We start from the raw sequence: 25,446 nt of genomic DNA on the forward strand, positions 1-25,446 counted from the left end.
AATTTGCCCTTCTATTCTTATGTCTGCTTTTAAGTGCGGCAGCGCTGTAACGCGCCCGCTTGCCATTTTATATCTGATCAATTAGTCTAGAAGCAAAGCGCTAATAAGCTCTGGTTCATAAGGAGGAATAGCATGAAATACAGAAGCGTTTTTGATATTATCGGCCCGGTTATGATCGGTCCGTCCAGCTCTCATACAGCGGGAGCTGCTAGAATCGGGAGAGTGGCCAGAAGTTTATTTGGCAGAGAGCCTGAGCGCATCATTGTATCTTTTTACGGCTCGTTTGCGGAAACGTATAAGGGCCACGGCACAGATGTCGCGATTATCGGCGGATTGCTTGATTTTGATACATTCGATGAACGGATTAAAACCGCTATACAAATTGCAGAAGCTAAAGGAATTGATATAGAGTTTCGGGTAGAAGACGCAGTCCCGGTCCATCCGAACACAGCAAAAATCACCATTTCTGATGAAAAGGGTGAGCTTGAACTGACGGGTATTTCGATTGGCGGAGGAAAGATTGAAATCACAGAATTGAATGGTTTTGAGCTCCGGCTGTCAGGAAATCATCCGGCCATATTAGTTGTTCATAATGACAAGTTTGGCACAATTGCCGGTGTTGCCAATGTTCTGGCGAAATTTTCTATCAACGTAGGACATATGGAAGTAGCCCGGAAAGATATCGGCCAGCTTGCGCTGATGACAATAGAGGTCGACCAAAATATTGACGACCACATTCTCGACGAGCTGTCGAAACTGCCGAATATTATTCAAGTGACAAAGATTGCTGACTAGCGAAAAGGGTCAGGAGGAGCCAGTTATGTTTCGTAATGTAAAAGAATTAATTGAGATTACTAAAGAAAAACAAATATTGATCTCTGATGTGATGATAGCTCAAGAGATGGAAGTAACAGAAAAAACAAAAGAGGACATTTTTCAGCAGATGGATCATAACCTGTCTGTTATGGAAGCGGCGGTTCAGAAAGGACTCGAGGGAGTTACGAGCCAAACGGGCTTAACAGGCGGAGATGCCGTTAAATTGCAGGCCTATATTCGATCAGGAAAAAGCCTGTCTGGCCCGCTGATTTTAGATGCTGTATCGAAAGCCGTTGCAACAAATGAAGTAAATGCAGCCATGGGAACCATCTGTGCGACACCGACTGCAGGTTCTGCCGGTGTGGTGCCCGGTACGTTATTTGCTGTAAAAGAAAAGCTGAATCCAACAAGAGAACAAATGATTCGCTTTTTGTTTACGGCCGGGGCTTTCGGATTTGTCGTGGCTAATAACGCAAGCATTTCCGGCGCCGCCGGAGGATGTCAGGCAGAGGTTGGATCAGCTTCAGGCATGGCGGCTGCGGCCATTGTTGAAATGGCAGGAGGAACACCCGAACAAAGCGCGGAAGCCATGGCCATTACATTAAAAAATATGCTAGGCCTCGTGTGCGACCCTGTTGCAGGGCTTGTTGAGGTGCCTTGCGTGAAACGGAATGCGATGGGCGCGTCAAATGCGATGATTGCCGCTGATATGGCATTGGCGGGCATTACAAGCCGTATTCCATGTGATGAGGTTATCGATGCCATGTATAAAATAGGCCAAACGATGCCAACTGCACTTAGAGAAACAGGCCAAGGCGGTTTAGCGGCAACACCGACAGGAAGAGAATTAGAGAAAAAAATTTTCGGAGGAGCGCTAGGTTCACGTGAAACAACATCAGCAAACTAGTATAGCTAACATTAAGGGTATTGGGCCGGAAACAGAAAAAACATTACACGAACTCGGTATTTATGACATTTCTGATCTTCTGAATTATTTCCCTTATCGCTATGATGACTACGAGCTGAGGGATTTAGAAGAAGTAAAGCATGATGAAAGAGTCACAGTCGAAGGGAAGGTTCATTCAGAGCCTTCTCTTACCTATTACGGAAAAAAACGAAACAGGCTGACATTCAGGCTTCTGGTCGGCCACTATTTAATCACAGCCGTATGTTTTAACCGGCCTTATTTGAAGAAGAAGCTTTCGCTCGGCTCTGTGGTGACGGTTTCAGGTAAATGGGACAAGCACCGCCAAACCATCTCTGTTCAGGAGTTGAAAAACGGGCCGCATCAAGAAGACAAAAGCATTGAACCAGTGTATTCTGTGAAAGAAAATGTTACCGTCAAAATGATGAGGCGCTTTATTCAGCAGGCGCTGACCCAATATGCAGACTCACTTCCTGATCCTCTTCCGGAAAAGCTAAGAAAAAGCTATAAACTGCCTGACTATTATCAAGCGTTAAAAGCAATGCACCAGCCTGAAACAAGGGAAGCATTAAAGCTTGCCAGACGGCGGTTTGTTTATGAAGAATTTTTGTTGTTTCAGTTGAAAATGCAGGCGTTCCGAAAGGCGGAAAGAGAGCAGACACAAGGGATACGGCAGCGTTTTTCAAATGAAGAACTCATGAGATTTATCAAAAGCCTCCCGTTTCCCCTCACAAACGCCCAGTCACGCGTTCTTCGCGAAATAACAGCAGACATGTCTTCTCCATACAGAATGAACCGTCTTCTTCAAGGGGACGTTGGATCAGGAAAAACGGCAGTCGCCGCCATTGCACTGTATGCCGCGATCCTATCCGGATACCAAGGAGCGCTCATGGTGCCGACAGAAATTCTGGCCGAGCAGCATGCTGATTCGCTCGTTTCGCTATTTGAAAAATGGGACGTCAGCGTTGCTCTTTTGACAAGCTCTGTTAAAGGGAAGCGGCGAAAAGAACTGCTTGAGCGTCTTGCGGCGGGTGAGATTGATATTCTTGTAGGAACCCACGCTTTAATCCAAGACGAGGTGGAGTTTAAGGCGCTGAGTCTCGTTATTACTGATGAACAGCACAGATTTGGAGTTGAGCAGCGCAAAAAGCTTCGGAACAAAGGGCAGGATCCCGATGTTCTCTTTATGACAGCCACTCCAATCCCAAGAACATTAGCGATCACAGTGTTCGGTGAAATGGATGTATCTGTCATCGATGAGATGCCGGCTGGACGAAAGAGAATTGAAACCTATTGGGTAAAACATGACATGCTGGATCGTATTTTGGCATTTGTCGAAAAAGAATTAAAGCAAGGCAGGCAGGCTTATATCATCTGTCCGCTGATTGAAGAATCAGACAAGCTTGATGTGCAAAACGCCATTGACGTGTACAATATGCTTTCTGATATTTTTCGGGGAAAATGGAATGTCGGCCTTATGCATGGAAAGCTGCATTCCGATGAAAAAGACCAGGTCATGAGAGAATTCAGCGCAAATCACTGTCAAATTCTCGTATCAACCACTGTTGTGGAGGTTGGCGTGAATGTTCCGAATGCAACGATTATGGTGATTTATGACGCCGACCGTTTCGGGCTATCACAGCTTCACCAGCTGCGCGGCCGTGTTGGACGGGGTGAGCATCAATCTTTCTGTATTCTGATGGCTGATCCAAAATCAGAAACAGGGAAAGAACGGATGAGGATCATGTCGGAGACCAATGACGGTTTCGAGCTGTCTGAAAAGGATCTGGAACTGAGAGGTCCCGGTGATTTCTTCGGGAAAAAACAAAGCGGAATGCCGGAATTTAAAGTGGCGGACATGGTTCATGATTACAGAGCGCTTGAAACGGCAAGGCAGGATGCTGCGAATCTTGTGGCTTCTGACGCGTTCTGGAAGGAGCCGGAATACGCTGTGTTAAGAGATGAATTGCTGAAGAGCGGAGTAATGGACGGGGAAAAATTAAGCTGAGTATCAGAAGTTTTTGGTGTTCAGCCAGAAACAATCGTTGCATTCCAATCTATGAAATTATATACTACTATTAGTACCTAGTCTTAATTGTCCGGATGGTGTTTAGATATGAGAAGAAATAAGAGAGAACGCCAGGAATTACTTCAGCAGACGATTCAAGCAACCCCCTTTATTACAGATGAAGAATTAGCGGGTAAATTCGGGGTGAGCATCCAGACGATACGTTTGGACCGCTTAGAGCTTTCCATACCTGAACTGAGAGAAAGAATTAAGAACGTCGCAGAGAAAACACTTGAGGACGAAGTGAAGTCTCTGTCACTTGATGAAGTTATCGGAGAAATTATTGACCTTGAGCTGGATGATCAGGCGATATCCATTTTAGAAATAAAACAGGAGCACGTGTTCAGCCGGAATCAGATTGCGAGAGGACACCATTTATTTGCACAGGCGAATTCTTTGGCCGTTGCAGTCATTGATGACGAGCTGGCGCTGACTGCAAGTGCAGACATCCGCTTTACAAGACAGGTAAAGCAGGGTGAACGTGTCGTAGCAAAAGCGAAAGTGACGGCTGTCGAAAAAGAAAAAGGAAGAACGGTTGTCGAAGTGAACAGCTACGTTGGCGAAGAAATTGTTTTTTCTGGACGCTTTGACATGTATCGTTCAAAACATTCATAAAGGTGGAGCATGCATGAGAATAGCTGTAGATGCAATGGGAGGAGACCACGCTCCCAAAGCTGTTATTGACGGAGTTATAAAAGGTATAGAGGCATTTGATGATCTCCATATCACACTTGTCGGTGACAAAACAACGATAGAATCACATTTAACAACTACATCAGATCGCATCACGGTGCTGCACGCAGATGAAGTGATTGAGCCTACTGATGAACCGGTCCGTGCCGTGCGAAGAAAAAAGAACTCATCTATGGTTCTTATGGCGCAGGAGGTTGCGGAAAACAGAGCTGACGCCTGCATTTCAGCGGGAAATACCGGTGCATTAATGACAGCCGGTCTCTTTATTGTCGGAAGAATTAAAGGAATTGACCGTCCGGCGCTTGCCCCGACACTTCCGACTGTTTCGGGAGACGGATTTCTTCTCCTTGATGTCGGCGCCAATGTCGATGCCAAACCGGAGCACCTCGTTCAATATGCCATCATGGGTTCTGTTTATTCTCAGCAAGTGCGCGGTGTCACTTCACCGAGAGTCGGACTTTTAAATGTCGGAACAGAAGATAAAAAAGGAAACGAACTGACGAAGCAGACGTTTCAAATTTTAAAAGAAACAGCAAACATCAATTTTATCGGAAACGTGGAAGCGCGAGACCTTTTAGATGATGTGGCGGACGTTGTAGTAACAGACGGCTTTACCGGGAATGTTACACTCAAAACGCTGGAAGGCTCTGCGTTGTCTATTTTTAAAATGATGAGAGACGTAATGACGTCTACTTTGACATCCAAGCTTGCAGCAGCTGTGCTGAAGCCAAAATTGAAAGAAATGAAAATGAAAATGGAGTATTCGAATTATGGCGGAGCAAGTCTTTTTGGCTTAAAAGCGCCTGTGATCAAGGCGCACGGCTCTTCAGATTCAAATGCTGTATTCCATGCGATTCGGCAAGCAAGAGAGATGGTCAGCCAAAATGTGGCTGCGCTCATTCAGGAAGAAGTGAAAGAAGAAAAAACAGATGAGTAGTCTGGAGGTTTTTACATCATGAGTAAGATTGCATTTTTATTCCCGGGTCAGGGATCACAATTTATCGGCATGGGAAAAGAGCTTTATGAGCAGGTGCCTGCTGCAAAGCGTCTGTTTGATGAAGCCGATGAAACGTTGGAAACAAAACTCAGCTCGCTTATTTTTGAGGGGGCTGCTGAAGAATTAACACTTACATACAATGCGCAGCCTGCTTTGCTTACGACAAGCATCGCTGTTCTTGAGAAATTTAAAGAATCTGGCATTACACCTGATTTCACAGCAGGACACAGCCTTGGTGAATATTCTGCACTGGTTGCGGCTGGCGCTCTGTCTTTCAAAGATGCTGTTTATACCGTCAGAAAGCGCGGAGAGTTTATGAATGAAGCGGTGCCGGCTGGCGAAGGAGCAATGGCTGCGATTCTCGGCATGGATGCTGAAGCATTAAAGCAAGTAACCGATAAAGTAACAGAGGAAGGCAACCTTGTACAGCTTGCGAATCTCAACTGTCCTGGCCAAATCGTCATTTCCGGAACAGCTAAAGGGGTCGAGCTTGCATCTGAACTGGCAAAAGAGAACGGCGCAAAACGCGCAATTCCGCTTGAAGTAAGCGGTCCGTTCCATTCTGAACTGATGAAACCGGCTGCTGAAAAGCTGAAAGAGGTATTGGACGCCTGTGACATAAAAGACGCTGACGTTCCGGTCATCTCAAATGTTTCTGCTGACGTGATGACTGAAAAAGCAGATATCAAAGAAAAACTTATTGAGCAGCTTTACTCTCCGGTTCGTTTTGAGGAAAGCATTAACAAGCTGATCGCAGAGGGTGTTACGACTTTTATTGAAATCGGTCCCGGAAAAGTGCTTTCAGGCCTTGTGAAAAAAGTAAATAGACGGTTAAAAACAATTGCTGTATCAGATCCGGAAACGATCGAGCTGGCAATTCAAACGCTTAAGGAGGAGAATGATAATGCTTAATGATAAAACGGCTATTGTCACTGGCGCATCCCGCGGAATCGGCCGCTCAATCGCCCTTGATCTGGCAAAAAGCGGCGCAAATGTTGTCGTGAACTACTCCGGCAATGAAGCGAAAGCAAATGAAGTGGTAGATGAAATTAAATCAATGGGCAGAAAAGCAATTGCTGTCAAAGCGGATGTATCAAATCCCGAAGATGTACAAAACATGATAAAAGAAACATTGTCTGTTTTTTCTACGATTGACATTCTGGTTAATAATGCGGGAATTACAAGAGACAATCTCATCATGAGAATGAAAGAAGACGAATGGGATGACGTCATTAACATTAACCTGAAGGGTGTTTTCAACTGCACGAAAGCTGTTACAAGACAAATGATGAAACAGCGTTCAGGCCGCATTATTAACGTATCGTCTATCGTCGGCGTCAGCGGAAACCCTGGACAAGCCAACTACGTGGCTGCAAAAGCTGGCGTCATCGGTTTAACCAAGTCTTCTGCTAAAGAGCTCGCCAGCCGAAATATTACGGTAAACGCAATAGCGCCAGGATTTATCTCAACTGATATGACAGATAAACTTGCAAAAGACGTTCAAGACGAAATGCTGAAACAAATTCCGCTCGCGCGCTTTGGTGAACCTAGCGATGTCAGCAGTGTTGTCACGTTCCTAGCTTCAGAGGGAGCCCGTTATATGACAGGCCAAACGCTTCATATTGACGGCGGAATGGTGATGTAAGTTTTTTCTCGAAAATTTCATCGTAGTTTCTCTAGTTTTTTAAAAACGAATCCACTATAATACTTGAGGGGAGGTGAATTGCTATGGCAGACACATTAGAGCGTGTAACGAAAATCATCGTAGATCGCCTTGGCGTTGATGAAGCAGACGTCAAACTTGAAGCTTCTTTCAAGGAAGACTTAGGTGCTGATTCCCTAGATGTAGTTGAGCTTGTTATGGAACTTGAAGACGAGTTTGATATGGAGATTTCTGACGAAGATGCTGAAAAGATTGCAACAGTCGGCGACGCTGTGAACTACATACAAAACCAGCAATAAGCTGATGCTAAAAGTCCCGCCGAAACGCGGGGCTTTAGCCCTTTATTCGTGCAGTTATTACAGCATGCCGCTTTTACGCGCGCTGTATCCGGTTTAGTCAGAGAAGCGCGGTGAACCTGATGTGCCTATGGAGGTTACTATGTCAAAACACTCACATTATAAAGATAAAAAAAAGTTCTATAAAAAAGTAGAACAATTTAAAGAGTTTCAAGAACGGATTTCGGTTCACTTTCAAAATGAAAAGCTTTTGTATCAAGCATTTACACATTCATCTTATGTGAATGAGCATCGGAAAAAGCCGTATGAAGATAATGAAAGGCTTGAATTTTTAGGTGACGCTGTTTTGGAACTGACGATCTCCAGATTCTTATTTGCCAAATACCCGGCTATGAGTGAAGGAGATTTGACGAAATTGAGAGCCGCAATTGTTTGCGAACCGTCTCTCGTTTCATTGGCTCACGAGCTGTCATTCGGCGATCTTGTCCTGTTGGGTAAAGGCGAGGAAATGACAGGCGGAAGAAAGCGTCCTGCTCTATTGGCGGATGTTTTTGAGGCATTTATCGGAGCCTTGTACCTTGACCAAGGATTAGAGCCGGTCGAAAGTTTCTTAAAAGTTTATGTGTTCCCTAAAATTAACGATGGTGCTTTTTCTCATGTGATGGATTTCAAAAGCCAGCTGCAGGAATACGTGCAGCGGGACGGCAAAGGCTCTCTGGAGTATAAAATCTCCAACGAAAAAGGACCTGCGCACAACCGTGAATTTGAAGCCATCGTATCTCTAAAAGGTGAACCACTCGGAGTCGGAAACGGCCGTTCAAAGAAAGAAGCCGAACAGCACGCTGCTCAGGAAGCTTTAGCTAAATTGCAAAAACACCATACGAAACAATAAAATCCCCCTTATGACTCAGGGGGATTTCAGTATGTATGCCGTCTTATTTCACCAATGTTTATGATAGAATTGAAATACTTATTACATAAGGAGGATCGCTATGTTCCTCAAACGTTTAGACGTTATAGGATTTAAATCATTTGCAGAACGGATTTCCGTAGACTTCGTTAAAGGCGTGACAGCAGTTGTCGGGCCGAATGGAAGCGGAAAAAGCAACATTACGGATGCCATTCGCTGGGTTCTCGGCGAACAATCGGCACGCTCTCTTCGCGGCGGAAAAATGGAAGACATCATTTTTGCCGGGAGTGATTCAAGAAAGCGATTAAATCTAGCTGAAGTTACGCTTACTCTTGATAATGATGATCATTTCTTGCCAATTGACTTCCACGAGGTGAGTGTCACAAGACGTGTGTACAGATCAGGTGAGAGTGAGTTTCTGATTAACAATCAGCCATGCCGCTTGAAAGATATTATTGATTTATTTATGGACTCTGGGCTTGGTAAAGAAGCATTTTCTATTATCAGCCAAGGGAAAGTGGAAGAGATCCTGAGCAGCAAAGCGGAGGATCGCCGCAGTATCTTTGAAGAAGCGGCCGGGGTGCTTAAATATAAAACGAGAAAGAAAAAAGCAGAAAATAAACTGTTTGAGACACAGGACAATCTAAATCGGGTAGAAGATATATTACATGAGCTTGAAGGACAGGTTGAACCTCTTAAAATTCAAGCTTCAATAGCGAAAGACTACCTTGAGAAAAAGAAAGAGCTGGAGCATGTTGAAATTGCGCTGACTGCCTATGATATCGAAGAGCTGCATGGTAAATGGTCGACTCTTAAAGAGAAAGTGCAGATGGCAAAAGAAGAAGAGCTTGCTGAATCGTCTGCTATTTCTGCGAAAGAAGCAAAGATTGAGGATACAAGGGACAAAATACAAGCGCTTGATGAGTCAGTAGATGAGCTCCAGCAAGTTTTACTGGTAACTAGTGAAGAACTGGAAAAGCTTGAAGGCCGTAAAGAAGTCCTGAAAGAACGAAAGAAAAACGCTGTGCAAAACCAAGAACAGCTTGAAGAAGCCATCGTTCAGTTCCAGCAAAAAGAAACGGTTCTGAAAGAAGAGCTTTCAAAGCAGGAAGCTGTCTTCGAAACGCTTCAGGCTGAGGTGAAGCAGTTAAGGGCGCAAGTAAAAGAAAAACAGCAGGCTCTCAGTCTTCACAATGAAAATGTCGAAGAGAAAATCGAGCAGCTGAAAAGTGATTATTTTGAGCTGTTAAACAGCCAGGCTTCGATACGCAACGAACTCCAGCTTCTTGATGACCAGATGTCCCAATCCGCTGTCACATTGCAGAGACTCGCGGACAACAATGAAAAGCACCTGCAGGAACGGCGTGATATTTCTGCGCGTAAAGCCGCATGTGAAACGGAATTCGCTCGAATTGAGCAGGAGATTCACAGTCAAGTCGGTGCATATCGTGATATGCAGACAAAATATGAGCAGAAAAAGCGCCAATACGAAAAAAATGAATCCGCTCTGTATCAGGCATACCAATACGTTCAGCAAGCGAGATCAAAAAAGGACATGCTTGAGACGATGCAGGGAGATTTTTCCGGCTTTTATCAAGGTGTTAAAGAAGTGCTAAAAGCGAAAGAGCGCCTTGGTGGAATTCGCGGAGCGGTTCTTGAGCTGATTTCTACAGAACAGAAGTATGAAACGGCCATTGAAATAGCGCTCGGCGCTTCTGCTCAGCATGTCGTGACCGACGATGAACAATCTGCCCGAAAAGCGATTCAATATTTAAAGCAGAATTCCTTCGGCCGGGCGACGTTTCTGCCTCTTTCTGTTATTAGAGACCGCCAGCTTCAAAGCCGTGACGCGGAAATAGCCGCCCGGCATTCATCATTTCTCGGGGTTGCCAGTGAACTTGTCACATTTGATTCTGCGTATCGAAGCGTCATCCAGAATCTTCTTGGAACCGTTCTGATCACAGAGGACTTAAAGGGTGCAAACGAGCTTGCGAAGCTTCTCGGGCACCGGTACCGCATCGTAACCCTTGAGGGAGATGTTGTGAACCCCGGTGGTTCAATGACGGGCGGCGCGGTTAAAAAGAAAAATAACTCCCTCCTCGGAAGAAGCCGGGAGCTAGAAGATGTGACGAAACGGCTCGCTGAAATGGAAGAGAAAACAGCTCTGCTTGAACAAGAGGTCAAAACCCTTAAGCACTCCATTCAGGATATGGAGAAAAAACTGGCTGACTTAAGAGAAACCGGGGAAGGCTTAAGGTTAAAGCAGCAGGATGTGAAAGGCCAGCTGTACGAACTTCAAGTTGCCGAGAAAAATATCAATACCCATTTAGAGCTCTATGATCAAGAAAAATCTGCTCTGTCAGAAAGCGATGAAGAGAGAAAAGTGCGCAAACGCAAGCTTGAAGAAGAGCTCTCTGCCGTATCTGAAAAGATGAAACAGCTTGAAGAGGACATAGACAAACTGACAAAACAAAAACAAACGCAATCCTCAACGAAAGAGTCTCTCTCCAACGAGCTGACTGAGCTGAAGATCGCAGCGGCCAAAAAAGAGCAGGCTTGCAAGGGGGAAGAGGACAACCTTGCCAGATTAAAGAAAGAGCTCACTGAAACAGAGCTTGCGTTAAAAGAAGCAAAAGAAGACTTAAGCTTCTTAACGTCAGAGATGTCATCTAGCACCAGCGGCGAAGAAAAGCTGGAAGAAGCAGCAAAACATAAATTGAATGACAAAACGAAAACGATCGAACTGATTGCATTAAGGCGCGATCAGCGCATCAAGCTTCAGCATGGACTTGATACGTATGAGCGTGAGCTGAAAGAAATGAAACGCCTGTATAAACAAAAAACAACGCTCTTAAAAGACGAAGAAGTCAAACTCGGACGAATGGAAGTCGAGCTTGATAATTTACTCCAATACTTACGGGAGGAATACAGCTTGTCCTTTGAGGGGGCAAAAGAGAAATATCAGCTTGAAACTGATCCAGAGGAAGCCAGAAAGCGCGTGAAGCTGATTAAACTCGCAATTGAAGAGCTGGGTACCGTGAACCTCGGAAGCATAGATGAGTTTGAGAGGGTCAACGAACGGTACAAGTTTCTGTCGGAACAAAAAGAAGATTTAACAGAAGCGAAAAATACCTTGTTCCAAGTGATTGAAGAAATGGATGAAGAAATGACGAAGCGCTTTAACGACACATTCGTCCAAATCCGCTCACACTTTGATCAAGTTTTCCGCTCCTTATTCGGAGGAGGGCGAGCTGAACTGAGGCTCACCGATCCTAACGATCTGCTTCATTCAGGAGTCGAGATTATCGCTCAGCCGCCGGGGAAAAAGCTGCAAAACTTAAACCTCCTGTCAGGCGGAGAGCGTGCGCTTACTGCTATAGCGCTCTTATTCTCAATCCTAAAGGTTCGTCCTGTGCCGTTTTGCGTCCTTGACGAAGTAGAGGCTGCGCTCGACGAAGCGAATGTGTTCCGGTTTGCGCAGTATTTAAAAAAATACAGCAGTGATACCCAGTTTATTGTGATTACCCACAGAAAAGGAACGATGGAGGAAGCGGATGTGCTTTATGGCGTAACCATGCAGGAATCCGGTGTTTCCAAGGTAATCTCCGTTAAGCTGGAAGAAACAAAAGAATTCGTTCAGTAACGAGGAAAGAGGTTAAAAGATGAGCTTTTTTAAAAAATTAAAAGAGAAAATCACAAAACAGACAGATTCCGTATCTGAAAAGTTTAAGGATGGCCTTGAAAAAACAAGAAACTCCTTTCAAAACAAAGTGAATGATCTTGTATCCCGTTACCGTAAAGTGGATGAGGATTTCTTCGAAGAGCTTGAAGAGGTTCTTATCAGTGCGGATGTCGGTTTTACAACCGTTATGGAATTAATAGATGAGCTGAAAAAAGAAGTCAAACGCAGAAATATTCAAGATCCAAAGGAAGTCCAGTCAGTGATTTCTGAGAAACTGGTCGAGATTTATAACAGCGGAGATGAGCAAATTTCAGAACTGAACATCCAGGATGGGCGTTTAAACGTAATCCTTCTGGTAGGTGTAAACGGCGTCGGGAAAACAACAACGATCGGAAAGCTTGCTCATAAAATGAAACAAGAAGGAAAATCTGTTGTACTTGCCGCCGGAGACACTTTCAGAGCGGGAGCCATTGAACAGCTGGAAGTATGGGGAGAGCGTACTGGAGTGCCTGTCATTAAGCAGACGGCCGGAAGCGATCCGGCGGCTGTCATCTACGATGCTGTTCATGCTGCGAAAGCAAGAAATGCCGATGTATTAATTTGTGATACGGCAGGTCGTCTCCAAAACAAAGTAAATCTCATGAAAGAGCTTGAAAAAGTAAAACGTGTTATCGAAAGAGAAGTTCCTGAAGCTCCGCATGAGGTGCTGCTTGCCCTTGATGCCACGACCGGCCAAAATGCAATGGCTCAGGCAAAAGAGTTCTCTAAAGCAACAAATGTTACCGGCATTGCCTTAACGAAGCTTGACGGTACGGCAAAGGGCGGTATCGTCCTTGCGATTCGCAACGAGCTTCACATCCCGGTTAAACTAGTCGGTTTAGGAGAAAAAGTTGATGATCTTCAGGAATTTGATCCAGAATCCTATGTGTACGGACTCTTTTCAGATTTAGTGGAAAAAGCCGACGATTAAGAAAAAGGCCCCAACATCTTGGGGCCTTTTTCTTTTTTATCTTCTTACTTGATAGGCGAAATGATAAAGGCTGTTATCAGTGGATACCAGTCTTGACTTACCAGAAAAAACTCTGAATGGGATGATGTCATAGTAATGAACGGAAACAGATGTGTAATACGTATAGTAACCAGCAGCTGGCCCCAAATACATTGGAACCTCAAATGTTCCGTTTGCATCAGTCGTTCCTGAAGCAGTTTGTGTTGTGTTTCCGACCTTCGTGTCCGCTTCAAATCTTACGGGCGCGTTTGGCACTGGCTGTCCGTTTTGGTCGAGTAATTTGCCGCTTACTGTAATATTGTACTTGACTCGCCAATATTGACCTTGTCCGTAATTGATTTTACCGTATACCCCTCCATCTGTGCTGATATTTGTGATTGAGGCCTTATAAGGTGCCTCAGCAGCGTCTGCTTGCTGTGCCGGGAAACCTATTGTAAACAGGGCTGCCAGACATAACATAAACAATAAACCGATTTTTTTCATAAAAATCCTCCTTAAAATAGGGTTCATATACAATATCGGAATAAATTGGATGATATTTAGCGTATTTTGGAAAAGTTAATCGCCGCTTTGACAAGATAAAAACTTGACAGTGTCATTAAAACCGTGTAAACTAAGTTATCGTAAAGGGATTTGACTTAACAAAGGGGAGAGCTCAAATGTCACTCGAAAAGACAACGAGAATGAATTATCTGTTTGATTTTTATCAGTCGTTGTTGACGTCAAAACAGAAGAGCTATATGTCGCTTTATTATTTGGACGATTTCTCCCTAGGCGAAATAGCCGAAGAATATGAGGTTTCAAGACAAGCTGTTTATGATAACATCAAACGAACAGAAGCAATGCTTGAACAATATGAAGAAAAGCTGCTCCTTTTGAAAAAGTTTCAGGAGCGTAAAGAGATGTTTAATAAGCTGAAGGAGCTTGCTTCCGGTTCAAAAGAAGAGGAAGAAATTACAGCTCTGATTGAAGCGCTTGAGAAATTAGATTAGGAGGCGGCAAACTATGGCATTTGAAGGATTAGCCGACCGACTGCAGCAGACGATTTCTAAAATCCGTGGAAAAGGGAAAGTCAGCGAACAAGATGTAAAAGAGATGATGCGTGAGGTCCGTCTTGCGCTGCTTGAGGCTGACGTTAACTTTAAAGTAGTCAAGGATTTTGTCAAAAAAGTAAGTGAACGCGCTGTAGGCCAAGACGTCATGAAAAGTCTGACGCCCGGCCAGCAGGTCATTAAAGTTGTTCAAGAGGAACTGACTGAGCTGATGGGCGGCGAAGAGAGCAAAATCGCCGTCGCAAAAAGGCCGCCGACTGTTATTATGATGGTCGGTCTCCAAGGTGCCGGTAAAACGACAACAAGCGGTAAGCTTGCGAATCTGCTGCGCAAAAAGCATAATCGCAAACCGATGCTGGTTGCTGCCGATATTTACCGCCCAGCCGCAATTAAGCAGCTGGAAACACTCGGCAAACAGCTTGATATGCCTGTTTTCTCTCTTGGCGATCAGGTCAGTCCTGTAGAAATAGCTAAACAGGCTATTGAGAAAGCCAAGGAAGAACATTATGACTATGTCATTTTGGATACGGCAGGGCGCTTGCATATCGACCATGAACTGATGGATGAACTGACCAACGTCAAAGAAATCGCGAATCCGGAAGAAATTTTCCTGGTTGTCGATTCAATGACCGGTCAGGACGCTGTGAATGTTGCCAAAAGCTTTAATGAACAGCTCGGTTTAACCGGTGTTGTGTTAACTAAGCTGGATGGAGACACACGCGGCGGAGCTGCGCTTTCTATTCGCGCTGTCACAAACACGCCAATTAAGTTCGCAGGTTTGGGCGAAAAGCTTGATGCGTTAGAGCCGTTCCATCCTGAACGCATGGCATCAAGGATTCTCGGCATGGGCGACGTGCTGACATTGATTGAAAAAGCACAGGCCAGCGTTGATGAAGACAAAGCCAAAGAGCTGGAACAAAAAATGAGAACGATGAGCTTCACATTGGACGATTTTCTGGAGCAGCTCGGGCAAGTCAGAAACATGGGGCCGCTTGATGAGCTTCTGCAAATGATGCCGGGTGCAGGTAAAATGAAAGGTCTGAAAAACATCCAAGTTGATGAAAAACAGCTGAATCATGTGGAAGCAATCATCAAATCAATGACTGTTCTTGAAAAAGAACAGCCGGATATTATCAATGCCAGCCGGCGGAAGCGGATTGCAAAAGGAAGCGGGACATCCGTACAGGAAGTCAACCGTCTGCTTAAGCAGTTTGATGAAATGAAAAAAATGATGAAGCAGATGACAAACATGTCAAAAGGCAAGAAAAAAGGGTTTAAGCTACCTTTTATGTAATCGGTTATACATGATAAAACCGTTGTTAAGAAAAAACACTTTACAAACACTTTTATCATTGTTAATATACTATCTTGTTGAAATATTTTCGGAGGTGCTAGTAAAATGGCAGTAAAAATTCGTTTAAAACGTATGGGAGCAAAAAAATCTCCTTTCTATCGTATTGTTGTAGCAGATTCTCGTTCACCACGTGACGGCCGTTTCATCGAAACAGTCGGAACTTACAACCCGGTTGCAAAACCAGCGGAAGTAAAAATTGACGAAGAGCTTGCTCTTAAATGGCTTCAAACTGGAGCGAAACCATCTGATACAGTTCGCAACTTGTTCTCTAGCCAAGGAATCATGGAAAAATTCCACAACGCTAAACAAGGCAAGTAATGACTGATCAACACTTGGAAGATTTGATTGTCCACATTGTGACGCCGCTTGTTGATCATCCAGATGACATTCGCGTCATAAGAGAAGAAACCGATCAAAAGATTGCGCTGCGCTTATCTGTCCATAAGTCAGATACCGGTAAAGTTATCGGAAAGCAAGGCCGGACTGCAAAAGCGATTCGAACAGCTGTATTTGCAGCTGGCGCACAGTCTTCTAAGAAAGTTCAATTTGAAATATTTGACTAAAAGGGAGAGGGCCGGCACCTCCCCTTTTTTTACACGCAAAAAAAGGGTAAACTGATAGAAGCTTAGGCAAAATAGAAAAGCCTTGGCGAGAAAAAGTTTTAAAAGCGGGGAGCTTGGTGCGATGCAAATTATTCACCGTGTAGCCGTTATGCAAGTCTTAACCGAGCGCAGTAAAGAAAAGCTTTTAGCTTCTTTTGCCGAGAAGAAACAAATGCTTGAACGAGAATGCAGCCAGCTCTATTTTCAGCTTAGAAAACATGAGAAAGAACAGCAAAACCCTGATATGATTGAACAATTTAAAAAGGCAATAGAAAAGCGAAAAGATGATATAAAAATCATCGATTTTCAAATTGCTCAAGTACATACATTGCCGCTTGGCAGTGAGTTGAAAGAAAAGGAAGTCGATGCGTTGCTGACGATTGAAGCCGGGGATGACTGGCATGAGAAAACAGCAGCGAACACCATCGTCATAAAAGACGGAAAAGTAATTGAAATTCGCCAGAGGTGATCATATGACAAAGCGATGGTTTAATGTAGGCAAAATCGTAAATACCCACGGAATCAAAGGCGAAGTGCGGGTGATTTCAAAAACAGATTTTGCCGAAGAACGATACAAGCCGGGAAACACGCTGTATTTGTTTATGGACGGCCGTAACGAACCAGTGGAGGTAACGGTAAACACACATAGACTGCATAAGCAATTTCATCTCCTGCAGTTTAAAGAAAGACAAAACCTAAATGAAGTAGAAGAGCTGAAAAACGCAATCATTAAAGTTCCTGAAGAAGAATTAGGAGAGCTGAATGAGGGTGAATTTTATTTCCATGAAATTATTGGGTGTGAAGTATTTACTGAAGAAGGCGAACTCATCGGAAAGGTCAAAGAAATTTTGACGCCTGGAGCCAATGACGTTTGGGTCATCGGAAGAAAAGGAAAAAAAGACGCACTCATTCCTTACATTGAATCAGTGGTCAAACATATCGATGTCAGGGAAAAGAAAATTGAGATTGAACTCATGGAAGGGTTAATAGACGAATGAAAATCGACTTTTTGACGCTGTTTCCCGAAATGTTTGAAGGCGTGCTCGGCTCATCGATTCTTCAAAAAGCCCAGGAAAAAGAGGCGGTGCAGTTTCAAGTCGTAAATTTCCGGGAGTACTCTGATAACAAGCACAATACTGTTGATGATTATCCTTATGGCGGCGGGGCAGGCATGGTTCTCAAGCCCCAGCCTGTTTTTGACGCGGTCGAGGACCTGACATCAAAGGCAGCCGCTGCTCCGCGTATTATCCTCGTATGCCCGCAAGGTGAGCGTTTTACCCAAAAAAAAGCCGAACAATTAGCAAAGGAAGAGCATTTGCTGTTCATTTGCGGCCACTATGAAGGCTATGATGAACGCATTCGCGAGCACTTGGTAACGGATGAAATATCAATTGGCGACTTTGTTCTGACGGGCGGTGAGCTCCCTGCAATGATGATCGCAGACAGTGTGGTCAGACTGCTTCCGGGTGTACTGGGTAAAGAGGCTTCCCATATTGAGGATTCCTTCAGCACCGGACTTTTAGAGCACCCGCATTATACAAGACCGGCAGATTACAAAGGTTTAAAAGTGCCTGAAACACTCTTGTCAGGAAACCATGCAAAAATTGAAGAATGGCGGAATAAAGAATCGATCAGAAGGACCTACCTAAGACGTCCGGATCTGTTGAAAGACTACCCGCTTACAGAGCAGCAAAGAAAGTGGATTTCTGAATGGGAAAAAGAATAGATTTTATTGCATAGGCTATGAAATTGTGATAAGATACTACTTGTGGCTTAAGCGGGCTTATCCGCTGCAAGCTTGAAAACGATGTTCCGCTGTGCCGGTTTTTGTGGCCAAGAGCATCTGTTGGAAGGAGTTGAAAACGATGCAAAAACTAATTGAAGATATCACAAAAGAACAGCTTCGTACTGATCTTCCTGCGTTCCGTCCTGGTGACACTTTACGTGTACACGTTAAAGTTGTTGAGGGTAACCGTGAGCGTATCCAGATCTTTGAAGGTGTTGTGATTAAGCGTCGTGGTGGTGGAATCAGCGAAACGTTCACAGTTCGTAAGATTTCTTACGGTGTTGGCGTTGAACGTACTTTCCCAGTACACACACCAAAAATCGCGAAAATCGAAGTTGTACGTTACGGTAAAGTACGCCGTGCTAAACTTTACTACCTGCGTGAACTTCGCGGAAAAGCGGCTCGTATTAAAGAGATCAGACGATAATGATAACGAACGAAAAGAGCTTGTTACCTGTAACAAGCTCTTTTTTTATACAGAATTTGAAAATGCCGGACAGGCATCGTAAAATACATAAAGGACAACAATGAATCATGCATACTGAAGATAAAGGCGGTGTTCGTGTCACATGACAATTCAATGGTTCCCGGGCCATATGGCAAAAGCAAGAAGGGAAGTAACCGAAAAATTAAAATTAATCGATATCGTATATGAATTGGTAGATGCCAGAATTCCAATGTCATCAAGAAACCCAATGATTGAAGATATTCTAAAAAACAAGCCGCGAATTATGCTGTTAAACAAGGCTGACAAAGCAGATGCGGCAGTTACACAGCGGTGGAAAGAGCACTTTGAGAAGCAGGGGATCCGCTCTCTGTCTATTAATTCTGTAAATGGACAAGGGTTAAATCAAATTGTGCCTGCATCAAAAGAGATCCTCCAAGAAAAATTTGACCGGATGCGTGCGAAAGGTGTGAAGCCGAGAGCGATTCGCGCTTTGATTATCGGCATTCCAAACGTCGGAAAATCAACACTCATCAACCGGCTTGCAAAGAAAAACATAGCAAAAACGGGAGACAGACCTGGTATTACGACTTCTCAACAGTGGGTCAAAGTTGGGAAAGAATTAGAGCTATTAGATACACCGGGAATTTTGTGGCCTAAATTTGAGGATGAGCTTGTCGGTTTGAGACTGGCAGTCACCGGGGCTATTAAAGACTCGATTATCAATTTGCAGGACGTGGCCGTGTTTGGTCTTCGTTTTCTCGAAGAACATTACCCAGAACGGCTTAAAGAGCGTTATGGCCTTGATGAGATCCCAGAGGACATTGCCGAGCTGTTTGATGCAATAGGTGAAAAGCGGGGCTGTCTCATGAGCGGTGGGCTCATCAACTACGATAAGACGACTGAAGTCATCATTCGCGATATTCGCACTGAAAAGTTCGGCAGGCTGTCATTTGAACAGCCGACGATGTAAAGGCGCGCAGAAATGCGGGTCTTTATTTTTTCTTGGCTGAACCGATACATACAGTAAGGGAGAAGAGAAAGTGAATACATTAACCGTAAAGGACATTAAAGACCGTTTGCAGGAAGTGAAGGATGCACAAGACCCATTTATTGCCCAATGCGAAAACGACCCGAGAAAAAGCGTTCAAACGCTTGTAGAGCAATGGCTTAAAAAGCAAGCGAAAGAAAAAGCGCTGAAAGAACAATGGGGGAATATGACTTCCTATGAAAGGCTGGCAAGAAACAAGGGATTTCGCTTGATGGCAGGTGTTGACGAGGTCGGCCGGGGGCCATTGGCAGGACCAGTTGTCGCCAGCGCAGTCATCCTTCCAGAGGAATGTGAAATACTTGGACTGACAGACTCCAAAAAGCTTTCAGAGAAAAAACGCGAGGAATATTACGAGCTTATTATGAAGGAAGCACTGGCGGTCGGGATAGGAATTGTAGAAGCTACTGTGATTGATGAGATCAATATATATGAAGCTTCAAAAATGGCAATGGTGAAAGCGATACAGGATTTGTCGGCTACACCTGATTATTTGCTTGTTGACGCAATGACACTTCCCCTCGACACGGCTCAGGCGTCAATTATAAAAGGCGATGCCAAAAGCGTGTCTATTGCGGCAGGTGCGTGTATCGCAAAAGTGACGAGGGACCGAATGATGAGCGCTTATGCCGAAACGTATCCCATGTACGGCTTTGAAAAAAATAAAGGCTATGGGACAAAAGAACATTTGGAAGCTCTCGCTGCATACGGCCCAACTGAATTGCACCGCAAAACTTTCGCTCCTGTTCAATCTTTCAGATAAATCACCATGGACAAGGAGGCACCTTTTTAAAATGAACATACGAAATGATGTGCAAAAGGCGCTGCAGCACCTTTTCGGGCGTACAGCCGTCCCGCAGGAAACATCAAAAGTAAACGAAGCGCTAAACGGGGAGAAGCGTCTCCTCTTAGGAAAAGTGCTTCGTTTACTAGGAGATCAGCATGCCCTGATCCAAGTCGGCAATCAAACTGTTCAGGGAAAACTTGAAACCCAGCTTCGTCCTCAGGCATACTATTGGTTTTCCTACGAAAAAAAAACGGCAGAGCAAACAGGCCGTCTTCAGGTCGTTCAAAGCTTTGATCAAAATCCTAAAACCATTCAGGATGCAGCTGGCAAGCTTTTAAATGCCATGTCAGTGAAGACGTCAAACGCAGCTCTCATGATGACAGGAGCGATGCTGAAGAGCAAAACACCCGTAACAGAAAATGATATCAAAACAGCTGTCCGCTGGATGGACACGCTGCCTTCGCAAGACACAAAAAAAGCAGTTGAAACGGTTCTCTTCGCTTTAAAGCGTGATCTTCCCATTCACTCCGAGATTTTGAATGGTGTTCACGCTGTGAAATCGCCTGTTCCGTTGCATCAGCACGTATCCCAGCTGCTACAGGCAATCGACCAAAACCCTCAGCAGAGCCAAATGATGTCAAAGCTAAAGGAAGCAATTACGGTGCTTTTAAATAGTGAAATCGATGTCCATGCAGAACGGCTGATTGATAAGCTTATTTCTTTAACCGACAATACGAAAGCACCTTCTCCGACGAATACAGCTGGAAGCAGGGAGCTTAGCACACCAGCTGGCTCCCCCGGAAAAGCCAGCCTGCCGATTGCAAATCACACAGCAGAACAGGGAAGCATACAAGAAGAGCCTGTTAAAACAGCAGCAGACATTCCAATTAAAGAAGCCCGCCAGCTGCTGGTGAAGCTGACGGAATCTGCTGAAAAAAACAGTCTCCAAATTGTGAAAGAAGCAGCAAATTGGATTAAAGCGGCTGCTTCATCGGGTGATAGTAAGTCACTTGCAGCTTCAGCTGTTTTACAAGCGGCACAAGTCACAGACCAGGAAGCCGAAGTCTTTTTAAAGGCTGTTCAGCAGACAGCACCCCATTTGGCGGATAAGGCAGATGTTCTTTCTTTCTTATCCAAAGTGAAAACGGCAATCGGCGCAAGGGACGAAGTTGCGTTCATTAAAGCGTTTGAACAAGGAAGCGCAGTCACATCTGGCGAAATGCAATCCATCAAGCTGGCTCTTTCTGCCTTAAGAGCATCGCATGAGGTAGCCGAACCAGTCAAACAAGAAGCCAATCAGCTTTTTCATAAATTAAATGGCCAGCTTTTCATGCAGCAGGAGCATGCATCATACAGCCAAATTGTAATGTCATTTCCGATGTTTTCGAAGTCAGGGGTTCAGGACATGACTGTTCTGTTTAAAGGAAAGAAAGAAGCGGATGGAAAGCTTGATCCTTCCCATTGCCGCCTTTTGTTTTTGCTGCAGCTTGATACACTAAAAGAAACCGTCGTTGATTGCTTGGTACAGCAAAAAGTCATGACCATTACAATAGAGACTGATTTCGAGCTGCAGGCTGCGATCGATCCGATGGTGCCCGCGCTTAAACAGGGGCTAAAGGAAATGGGGTACAGCCTTTCAGGGGTAAACGCTAAAAAAAGGGTTCACACCGAAGAAAAGGCTTCAATCGATCAATATATAACAAGTATCAGTGATCAGGAAGTGGATGTGAAAATATGAAAGAGCAGACACCGATCAGAAAAGCTGTTGCTCTCCATTATGACGAACAAAAAGACAAGGCGCCGAGAGTGATTGCCACAGGGAAGGGCCATGTAGCTGACAACATTATCAAAGAAGCGAAAAAAGCAGGGGTCCCGATTCAAGAAGATCGGACCCTTGTCGAATTAATGCGCCATTTGACGGTAGATGATCAAATTCCTGAAGCTCTTTATGAAACGGTAGCCGAGATTTTTTCATTCATTTACAAATTGGACGAAAGCGTAAAAAACAAAAAATAGCTAAAATATTCCCCATCCTCCTTTGAAATTTATGTTTTTAATAAAGTAAAAGTTTGAATGTTTAGAAGGATTAAAAGATTTTGCATCGAACTGTAGACAATTCTTCCAGTATTATTATAGAATGAAAGCGCAGTCTATTTTAGTTTTGTTACATAAGTTAGGAGGATGGGAAATGAATATCCATGAGTACCAGGGAAAAGAAGTCCTCAGAAAATATGGGGTATCTGTTCCTGAAGGTAAAGTGGCTTTTACAGCAGAAGAAGCAGTTGAGAGTGCAAAGAGCTTATCCAGCTCGGTTTATGTCGTAAAGGCTCAAATTCATGCTGGCGGTCGAGGCAAAGCTGGTGGGGTAAAAATAGCAAAATCATTAGACGAAGTAAAAGCGTATGCCGAAGAACTATTAGGTAAGACCCTAGTTACACATCAGACGGGTCCGGACGGCCAAGTAATAAAACGCTTACTTATTGAAGAAGGCTGCGATATTAAAAAAGAATATTACATCGGTCTAGTGCTTGACCGCGCCACTTCAAGAATCGTTTTGATGGCTTCTGAAGAAGGCGGAACGGAAATTGAAGAGGTTGCGGAGAAAACACCGGAAAAAATCAAAAAAGCTGTCATTGATCCGGCTGTTGGCCTTCAAGGCTATCAAGCCAGAGAAATTGCATTCGCTATTAATATTCCAAAAGAGCTCGTGGGAAAAGCTGCTAAATTTATGCTTGGATTATATAAAGCGTTTGTTGAGAAAGACTGCTCAATCGCCGAAATCAATCCGCTTGTTGTTACCGGCGACGGAAATGTGATGGCGCTTGATGCAAAATTGAATTTTGACAGCAATGCGTTGTACCGACAAAAGGACATTATGGAATACAGAGATTTGGATGAAGAAGATCCGAAAGAAATTGAAGCGTCCAAATATGATCTAAGCTACATTTCCCTTGATGGAAATATCGGCTGTATGGTAAACGGCGCGGGGCTTGCAATGTCCACGATGGATATTATCAAGCATTATGGAGGAGAACCGGCCAACTTCCTTGATGTGGGCGGCGGTGCAACCGCTGAAAAAGTCACGGAAGCATTTAAAATCATTCTTTCTGATCAAAACGTTAAAGGGATTTTTGTCAACATTTTCGGCGGCATTATGAAATGTGATGTCATCGCAGAAGGGGTTGTTGAAGCGACTAGACAAGTTGGTTTGACATTGCCGCTTGTCGTCCGTCTTGAAGGCACAAACGTGGATCTAGGGAAGAAAATCCTTAGTGAATCAGGATTAAACATTACATCTGCGGAATCAATGGCTGACGGCGCGCAGAAAATCGTATCCTTAGTTTAAGAAAGAATGAAAGGCAGGGGACCAAATAATGAGTGTTTTCATTAATAAAGATACAAGAGTTATTGTGCAAGGGATTACAGGTTCTACCGCTTTATTTCATACGAAGCAGATGCTTGAATACGGTACAAATATCGTTGGCGGTGTAACACCTGGAAAAGGCGGAACAGAAGCGGAAGGTGTTCCTGTATTTAATACAGTGGCTGAAGCAGTTCAAACGACCGGCGCTAACGCGTCTGTTATATATGTGCCCGCACCGTTTGCAGCTGATGCAATTATGGAAGCGGTAGATGCGGAGCTTGATCTCGTGATTTGTATCACAGAACATATCCCGGTTTTGGATATGGTGAAGGTCAAACGCTTCATGGAAGGCAAGAAAACGAGACTGATAGGGCCGAACTGTCCTGGTGTCATTACGCCTGAAGAATGTAAAATCGGCATTATGCCCGGATACATCCATAAAAAGGGTCATGTAGGCGTTGTATCACGTTCAGGAACATTAACATACGAAGCGGTCCACCAGCTCTCAGAAGCGGGTGTAGGGCAATCTACAGCTGTTGGAATCGGCGGCGACCCTGTAAATGGAACAAACTTTATTGACGTTTTAAAAGCGTTTAACGAAGATCCTGACACACACGCAGTCATCATGATTGGCGAAATCGGCGGTACGGCCGAAGAGGAAGCGGCAGAGTGGGTAAAAGCCAACATGACAAAACCGGTAGTCGGTTTTATCGGCGGTAAAACAGCACCTCCTGGGAAGCGCATGGGGCATGCAGGCGCCATTATTTCCGGCGGGAAAGGGACAGCTGATGAAAAAATCAAAACCCTTAATGCATGCGGAATCGAAGTTGCAGAGACACCTTCTGTCATGGGTGAAACCTTAATCAAGGTGCTGAAAGAGAAGAACTTGTTCGAAACTTGTAAAACGCATTAATAAAAAAGGGACAGCCGTCAAGGCTGTTCCTGCTTTTTCTAACAAAAGGAGGTCAATCTATTGGATCAGGCCGCTGCCTGCCTAACGATTTGCAGAATCAATCAATTATTATCCCCATCCCTTCTATTAAAATGGTGGAAAGCCGATCCGTCTATGTCGCTGACATCACCCGTGTTACAAACGGTTACTCGTGATCAAATAAAAGCAGCTGCATTAAAAAACGAAATAGAACAATTTTATCCAAAGCTCCCGCGTGTACTTGCTGCTTATCGTGAGCAAGGCATTAACACCATCCCTATTTCTTCAAAGCAATATCCTTTCTGGCTTAAAAGCATTTATGATCCCCCCGCCGTACTGTTTGCAAAAGGTGATATGACTCTTCTTTTGAAAGGGAGAAAAATTGGAATTGTAGGGACAAGAAATCCAACAGCTTATGGGAAACAAGTTGTCAATCATCTTACAAAAGAGATCTGTCGTAAAGGTTGGGTGATTGTCAGCGGACTGGCGTCTGGGATAGACGGAATGTCCCATGCTGCAAGTATTAAGGCGAAGGGGCGGACAATTGGCGTCATTGCAGGCGGATTTCAACACATTTATCCCCGAGAAAACCTTCAGTTAGCAGATCACATGGCTAAACACCATATCCTGCTGTCAGAGCACCCACCTGATACTAAACCCCAAAAATGGCATTTCCCTATGAGAAACCGTATTATCAGCGGACTAAGTGAAGGCGTTATTGTCGTTCAGGGCAAAGAAAAAAGCGGTTCGCTGATTACTGCCTATCAAGCATTGGAACAAGGGAGAGAGGTATTTGCCGTACCCGGTTCATTGTTTGACCCTTACGCCGGAGGTCCTATAAAACTGATCCAGCAGGGGGCTAAAGCCATATGGTCAGCAGAGGATATTTTCGAGGAACTTCCTGAGAGAAACGTTCAATATACGGAACCCTTTTGAATTATCGTTTGACAAACGGTATTGTAATATTTAATAATAGTGAGGATTTAAAGTTGCATATTGTTTTCTATTTAATTAATGA

At 44.3% G+C, this 25,446-nt stretch carries 27 protein-coding genes; 26 read left to right on the forward strand and 1 reads right to left on the reverse strand.

Annotated features, from left to right (window positions below):
* Positions 1-132 precede the first annotated feature (132 nt).
* The 11 genes from sdaAB to ftsY all read left to right on the forward strand — a co-directional run bounded on the left by sdaAB (position 133) and on the right by ftsY (position 13,020).
* Positions 133-795 carry an L-serine ammonia-lyase, iron-sulfur-dependent subunit beta gene (gene sdaAB / locus NSQ16_RS08520; RefSeq protein ID WP_003232050.1) on the forward strand — a complete coding sequence of 221 codons (663 nt, stop codon included), beginning with the start codon at positions 133-135 and terminating at the stop codon, positions 793-795.
* Between the two features lie 25 nt (positions 796-820).
* Positions 821-1,723 (forward strand): L-serine ammonia-lyase, iron-sulfur-dependent, subunit alpha, encoded by a 903-nt coding sequence (gene sdaAA, locus NSQ16_RS08525; protein ID WP_003232049.1) that lies wholly within the window; start codon positions 821-823, stop codon positions 1,721-1,723.
* Positions 1,701-3,749 carry an ATP-dependent DNA helicase RecG gene (gene recG / locus NSQ16_RS08530; RefSeq protein WP_029317792.1) on the forward strand — a complete coding sequence of 683 codons (2,049 nt, stop codon included), beginning with the start codon at positions 1,701-1,703 and terminating at the stop codon, positions 3,747-3,749. The genes sdaAA and recG overlap by 23 nt, the downstream gene beginning before the upstream one ends.
* A gap of 108 nt (positions 3,750-3,857) precedes the next feature.
* Positions 3,858-4,424 carry a transcription factor FapR gene (gene fapR / locus NSQ16_RS08535; protein ID WP_003232044.1) on the forward strand — a complete coding sequence of 189 codons (567 nt, stop codon included), beginning with the start codon at positions 3,858-3,860 and terminating at the stop codon, positions 4,422-4,424.
* Between the two features lie 13 nt (positions 4,425-4,437).
* Positions 4,438-5,439: a phosphate acyltransferase PlsX gene (gene plsX / locus NSQ16_RS08540; RefSeq protein WP_003232041.1), complete on the forward strand. Its 1,002-nt coding sequence runs from the start codon at positions 4,438-4,440 to the stop codon at positions 5,437-5,439.
* 18 nt (positions 5,440-5,457) lie between these two features.
* Positions 5,458-6,411: an ACP S-malonyltransferase gene (gene fabD, locus NSQ16_RS08545; RefSeq protein ID WP_015383644.1), complete on the forward strand. Its 954-nt coding sequence runs from the start codon at positions 5,458-5,460 to the stop codon at positions 6,409-6,411.
* A complete protein-coding gene (gene fabG / locus NSQ16_RS08550) occupies positions 6,404-7,144 on the forward strand; it encodes a 3-oxoacyl-[acyl-carrier-protein] reductase (protein ID WP_003232035.1) in 741 nt (246 codons plus the stop codon). The genes fabD and fabG overlap by 8 nt, the downstream gene beginning before the upstream one ends.
* 83 nt (positions 7,145-7,227) lie before the next feature.
* Positions 7,228-7,461 (forward strand): acyl carrier protein, encoded by a 234-nt coding sequence (gene acpP, locus NSQ16_RS08555; RefSeq protein ID WP_003154310.1) that lies wholly within the window; start codon positions 7,228-7,230, stop codon positions 7,459-7,461.
* Positions 7,462-7,600: 139 nt separating this feature from the next.
* On the forward strand, positions 7,601-8,350 hold the full coding sequence (gene rncS / locus NSQ16_RS08560) for a ribonuclease III (RefSeq protein ID WP_003232030.1): 750 nt from the start codon (positions 7,601-7,603) through the stop codon (positions 8,348-8,350).
* Between the two features lie 100 nt (positions 8,351-8,450).
* Complete coding sequence (gene smc, locus NSQ16_RS08565; RefSeq protein WP_080529313.1) at positions 8,451-12,011, forward strand: chromosome segregation protein SMC; 3,561 nt, start codon at positions 8,451-8,453, stop codon at positions 12,009-12,011.
* A 19-nt stretch (positions 12,012-12,030) separates the two neighbouring features.
* Positions 12,031-13,020, forward strand: a complete 990-nt coding sequence (gene ftsY, locus NSQ16_RS08570; RefSeq protein ID WP_003232026.1) for a signal recognition particle-docking protein FtsY — start codon at positions 12,031-12,033, stop codon at positions 13,018-13,020.
* A gap of 36 nt (positions 13,021-13,056) precedes the next feature.
* Here ftsY and NSQ16_RS08575 read toward each other — a convergent pair whose 3' ends face one another.
* Entirely contained in the window at positions 13,057-13,542 is a 486-nt protein-coding gene (locus NSQ16_RS08575) for an Ig-like domain-containing protein (protein WP_230488509.1), read from the reverse strand.
* Between the two features lie 176 nt (positions 13,543-13,718).
* Between NSQ16_RS08575 and NSQ16_RS08580 the strand changes: the two genes are divergently transcribed.
* From NSQ16_RS08580 to dprA, 15 genes are all read left to right on the forward strand, one after another.
* Entirely contained in the window at positions 13,719-14,051 is a 333-nt protein-coding gene (locus NSQ16_RS08580; protein ID WP_003238590.1) for a putative DNA-binding protein, read from the forward strand.
* A 13-nt stretch (positions 14,052-14,064) separates the two neighbouring features.
* The gene (ffh, locus tag NSQ16_RS08585; protein ID WP_003232020.1) at positions 14,065-15,405 is read left to right on the forward strand and encodes a signal recognition particle protein; all 1,341 of its coding nucleotides are present in this window, start codon (positions 14,065-14,067) and stop codon (positions 15,403-15,405) included.
* A gap of 105 nt (positions 15,406-15,510) precedes the next feature.
* A complete protein-coding gene (gene rpsP, locus NSQ16_RS08590) occupies positions 15,511-15,783 on the forward strand; it encodes a 30S ribosomal protein S16 (RefSeq protein WP_003220815.1) in 273 nt (90 codons plus the stop codon).
* The gene (locus NSQ16_RS08595; protein ID WP_014476792.1) at positions 15,783-16,028 is read left to right on the forward strand and encodes a KH domain-containing protein; all 246 of its coding nucleotides are present in this window, start codon (positions 15,783-15,785) and stop codon (positions 16,026-16,028) included. The genes rpsP and NSQ16_RS08595 overlap by 1 nt, the downstream gene beginning before the upstream one ends.
* A 121-nt stretch (positions 16,029-16,149) precedes the next feature.
* Positions 16,150-16,536 (forward strand): YlqD family protein, encoded by a 387-nt coding sequence (locus NSQ16_RS08600; protein ID WP_014476793.1) that lies wholly within the window; start codon positions 16,150-16,152, stop codon positions 16,534-16,536.
* Positions 16,537-16,540: 4 nt separating this feature from the next.
* Positions 16,541-17,065 (forward strand): ribosome maturation factor RimM, encoded by a 525-nt coding sequence (gene rimM, locus NSQ16_RS08605; protein ID WP_003232013.1) that lies wholly within the window; start codon positions 16,541-16,543, stop codon positions 17,063-17,065.
* The gene (gene trmD, locus NSQ16_RS08610) at positions 17,062-17,793 is read left to right on the forward strand and encodes a tRNA (guanosine(37)-N1)-methyltransferase TrmD (RefSeq protein ID WP_080529316.1); all 732 of its coding nucleotides are present in this window, start codon (positions 17,062-17,064) and stop codon (positions 17,791-17,793) included. The genes rimM and trmD overlap by 4 nt, the downstream gene beginning before the upstream one ends.
* A 139-nt stretch (positions 17,794-17,932) precedes the next feature.
* Entirely contained in the window at positions 17,933-18,280 is a 348-nt protein-coding gene (gene rplS / locus NSQ16_RS08615; protein ID WP_003220825.1) for a 50S ribosomal protein L19, read from the forward strand.
* 142 nt (positions 18,281-18,422) lie between these two features.
* A complete protein-coding gene (ylqF, locus tag NSQ16_RS08620; protein WP_014479772.1) occupies positions 18,423-19,271 on the forward strand; it encodes a ribosome biogenesis GTPase YlqF in 849 nt (282 codons plus the stop codon).
* A 70-nt stretch (positions 19,272-19,341) separates the two neighbouring features.
* The gene (gene rnhB, locus NSQ16_RS08625; protein WP_230488507.1) at positions 19,342-20,109 is read left to right on the forward strand and encodes a ribonuclease HII; all 768 of its coding nucleotides are present in this window, start codon (positions 19,342-19,344) and stop codon (positions 20,107-20,109) included.
* 31 nt (positions 20,110-20,140) lie between these two features.
* Positions 20,141-21,871, forward strand: coding sequence for a hypothetical protein (locus NSQ16_RS08630; RefSeq protein ID WP_230488506.1), 1,731 nt, complete (start codon positions 20,141-20,143; stop codon positions 21,869-21,871).
* Positions 21,868-22,149: a FlhB-like flagellar biosynthesis protein gene (locus NSQ16_RS08635; RefSeq protein WP_003232001.1), complete on the forward strand. Its 282-nt coding sequence runs from the start codon at positions 21,868-21,870 to the stop codon at positions 22,147-22,149. The genes NSQ16_RS08630 and NSQ16_RS08635 overlap by 4 nt, the downstream gene beginning before the upstream one ends.
* A 172-nt stretch (positions 22,150-22,321) precedes the next feature.
* Entirely contained in the window at positions 22,322-23,479 is a 1,158-nt protein-coding gene (gene sucC, locus NSQ16_RS08640) for an ADP-forming succinate--CoA ligase subunit beta (protein WP_003244732.1), read from the forward strand.
* A gap of 28 nt (positions 23,480-23,507) precedes the next feature.
* Positions 23,508-24,410, forward strand: a complete 903-nt coding sequence (gene sucD, locus NSQ16_RS08645; RefSeq protein ID WP_003238566.1) for a succinate--CoA ligase subunit alpha — start codon at positions 23,508-23,510, stop codon at positions 24,408-24,410.
* 60 nt (positions 24,411-24,470) lie between these two features.
* Positions 24,471-25,364 (forward strand): DNA-processing protein DprA, encoded by an 894-nt coding sequence (gene dprA, locus NSQ16_RS08650; RefSeq protein WP_230488505.1) that lies wholly within the window; start codon positions 24,471-24,473, stop codon positions 25,362-25,364.
* Positions 25,365-25,446 lie beyond the last annotated feature (82 nt).

This window comes from Bacillus sp. PS108, from assembly GCF_037963335.1.
Classification (GTDB): Bacteria; Bacillota; Bacilli; order Bacillales; family Bacillaceae; genus Bacillus; species Bacillus subtilis.